Genomic DNA, 2,762 nt, shown 5'->3' on the forward strand with positions numbered 1-2,762 from the left:
CGCGACTATGCCAAACCCCGTAATTCATAGGTTGCGAGAGGCGTCCGCCCCCTATTGCGAGCAGGCGCATGACCAACTCGCAACCGGAACCCGGGCCATTCCCCGTCGTAGCAGCCTGGCCGGCCCACCAGCGCAGCGGCGATGATATCTCCGCCGACGGCTTTGCTCCAGCGCCGGATCGGCTTCTATTCGATCAGCTCCCAGCAGATCACATATCCCGCGCCGGCCGCCCATTGCGCCATCACATCTGCCGGGCGGGGCTTCGCGCTGAACCGGCATCAAGGCGAGAACATGTGGGCCAGGAGGATCACGGCGCCCGATCCCACACATGTCGGGATCTCCACCGGATCTTCTGCGCCAGCCGATCGTCACCCGCAGGGCGGAGACGGGGCGTCGGACCGACCATGCCCGGCTGCGTCATGGCTGGCTCTGCGAGACAGTCAGAACGCCCGCAGCGCAGGGAGAGGTCGATGTCCTGGCTCCGGTTCCGGCCAGCCTCCCGGACGGAAGTAGAGCGCGGCCACGGCCTCCGGTCGGGGACGCCCGGTCGATGCTTCAGGGCGCTTCACTCGGGCGCGGGTTCGAGCCCAAGGCTGCAATTGCTGTCTGAGGCTGCCATGGTAGGTTCTTCCCGGGAGCCGGCGGGACAGCGAAGATGACCGACGACAGCCGCGTGATCCAGACTCGGGCTTTTGAGCCTTCCGATGCTCCTGCACTCACGCAGTTGCTGAACACGCCGGCGTGGTTAACGGCACGCTCCAACTTCCTTTCCGCTCCGTGGCGGAACGCACAAAGGCGCTTCAGTACTTTCAGCCCCAGGTGAACCTGGTCGCTGAGGCTGAGGGGGTGCTCGTGGGACATGCTTGTCTTTAATGTAGCTACCGAGCCGCGGTGCCGTCACACAGGCGCTGTTGATCTTGTGGTTCATGATGACCATCGACGGAGGGGTATTGGTCAGCGCCTGGTGAGGGAGCTGCTTTCGCAAGCCGACAACTGGTTGGGACTTCGGCGGATCGAGTTGATGGTTCTGCAGGATAATTTGGCTGGAATCGCTCTTTACGAAAAGCTTGGCTTCCAGCGGGAGGGGCTTTTTCAAGGCTACGCGTTCAAGGCGGGCGCTTATGTGGACGCGGTTCCCATGGCACGGATTGCGCGCAGATAGGCCAAGGGGGGAGCGGGGGCCATGCCCGCGTCCCTCCCCTCCCCTGCCCCCCGGACCGGCTCGGCCCCGACCGGCTGTCAGGATCCCCACTTAACCGTCAAATCTAAGCTCTGTCTGCTCTAGCGCCACGGGAGCAGGTCGTCGACTTTGGCCTTGTGGTCAGTGATGCCGGCGATGGTTTCGGCCGTTCTTGCGAGAGTACCGATGGCGTCGCCCCATCCCGATACCCTATAATACCCTACGGTATAGTAGGGTATCTTGAGGTACCCTACTATACCGTAGGCATGGCTATGAATGGACATCCTAGTACAGCCATGGCATGCTTTACCTATCCTAGCCTACCGTATACCCCCCCCTTTCAAATCATCTGGAGTTCGCCATGCCCGTCATCTCTTTTGCGACATCCAAAGGCGGGGCAGGGAAGACCACATCGGCCATCATCCTCGGCACCGAGCTTGCCGAAGGCACCGATGTCATCGTGATCGATGCTGACCCGGCCAAACGCCTGACCCGGTGGTCGACGCTGTCGCAGCTGCCGCCGCGCATTTCCGTCGTCACCAGCGGCGGCGAGCGAAACATTCAGGACGAGATAGCGCAGGCTCAGTCCAAAGCGACGTTTGTGCTGATAGATCTCGAAGGCTCGGCCAGCCGCTTAACGTCATTCGCCATTGCTGAGTCCGACCTGGTGATCATTCCGTCGGGAGAAGAGCAGCAAGACGCAGATGCGGCCATCGAAACTCTCGCCGAGATCGCGATGGAGGGCAGGGCGCGCCGACGAACGATCCCCGCCGCCATCCTCTTCGCACGCACATCGGCGGCTGTGAAAAGCAAACTCGAAAAGCACATCCATGCCGAACTGAGAAAAGCCGGCCATGTGTTCGAGACCGAGCTCCATCGTCGCACAGCCTTCTCTTCGCTGCACAACGCAGGAGGGGGGCTGCGCCAGCTTGACCCTGCCGATGTGAACGGCATCGACAAGGCCATCATCAACGCCCAGGACTTCACCTCCGAGGTGATCGACATGCTGGAAGGAAGCCGCAATGCCGCGATCGCTTGACCTGAATCGACTGAAGAGCTTCGAGTCGAAGCCTCGAGAGGCCGCCGCGCCAGCAGAGCTGCCGCGCGCCTTGGCCGAAGAACCCAAACGTTGGCCCAGCCGCGAACCCGTCACGGAGGGACAGATCAGCATCAAGGCTCCCACGGACGTCATCGCCCGGTTCCGCGCGATCTGTAAGGATGATCGCCGCACCTATGCCGATATGCTGCACATCCTGATGGACTGCTACGAAGGCCAAAAATGAGCACTCAGAAAGAGCAGCTCGACCTCTTCGTCGCCATCGTGGGAGACATCCCGCTGCGCGACGACCGGGAAATGATGTCGGCGCCCATGGTCAGCCTCGCCAAGCGCAGCCCGATGCGGCTGGACTGGGAAGGCCCTTCCGGCCAAAAAGTCACGATCACCGCGTCGGAACAGACCGGCGGCATCGCCACCATCTACGACTTCGACATCCTCCTTTGGGCGATCTCGCAGATAAACGCGGGGGTGGAGCGTGGGCACAAACCAAGCCCCACCATCACTTTTCGGCCGTATGACTTGCTG

General features: G+C 61.9%; 4 protein-coding genes. All 4 read left to right on the top strand.

Features of this window, described 5'->3' with window-relative positions:
* Nucleotides 1-859 precede the first annotated feature (859 nt).
* Nucleotides 860-1,162 carry a GNAT family N-acetyltransferase gene (locus C5F48_RS26530; RefSeq protein ID WP_107666013.1) on the top strand — a complete coding sequence of 101 codons (303 nt, stop codon included), beginning with the start codon at nucleotides 860-862 and terminating at the stop codon, nucleotides 1,160-1,162.
* Between the two features lie 379 nt (nucleotides 1,163-1,541).
* Nucleotides 1,542-2,219, top strand: a complete 678-nt coding sequence (locus tag C5F48_RS22895) for an AAA family ATPase (RefSeq protein ID WP_107666014.1) — start codon at nucleotides 1,542-1,544, stop codon at nucleotides 2,217-2,219.
* A complete protein-coding gene (locus C5F48_RS22900) occupies nucleotides 2,203-2,463 on the top strand; it encodes a ribbon-helix-helix protein (protein WP_107666015.1) in 261 nt (86 codons plus the stop codon). The genes C5F48_RS22895 and C5F48_RS22900 overlap by 17 nt, the downstream gene beginning before the upstream one ends.
* On the top strand, nucleotides 2,460-2,762 hold a 303-nt coding region (locus tag C5F48_RS22905; protein ID WP_181247759.1), incomplete at its 3' end, for a replication initiator protein A. The genes C5F48_RS22900 and C5F48_RS22905, both read left to right, overlap by 4 nt.

The organism is Cereibacter changlensis JA139, assembly GCF_003034985.1.
In the GTDB taxonomy this organism is placed as follows: domain Bacteria; phylum Pseudomonadota; class Alphaproteobacteria; order Rhodobacterales; family Rhodobacteraceae; genus Cereibacter; species Cereibacter changlensis.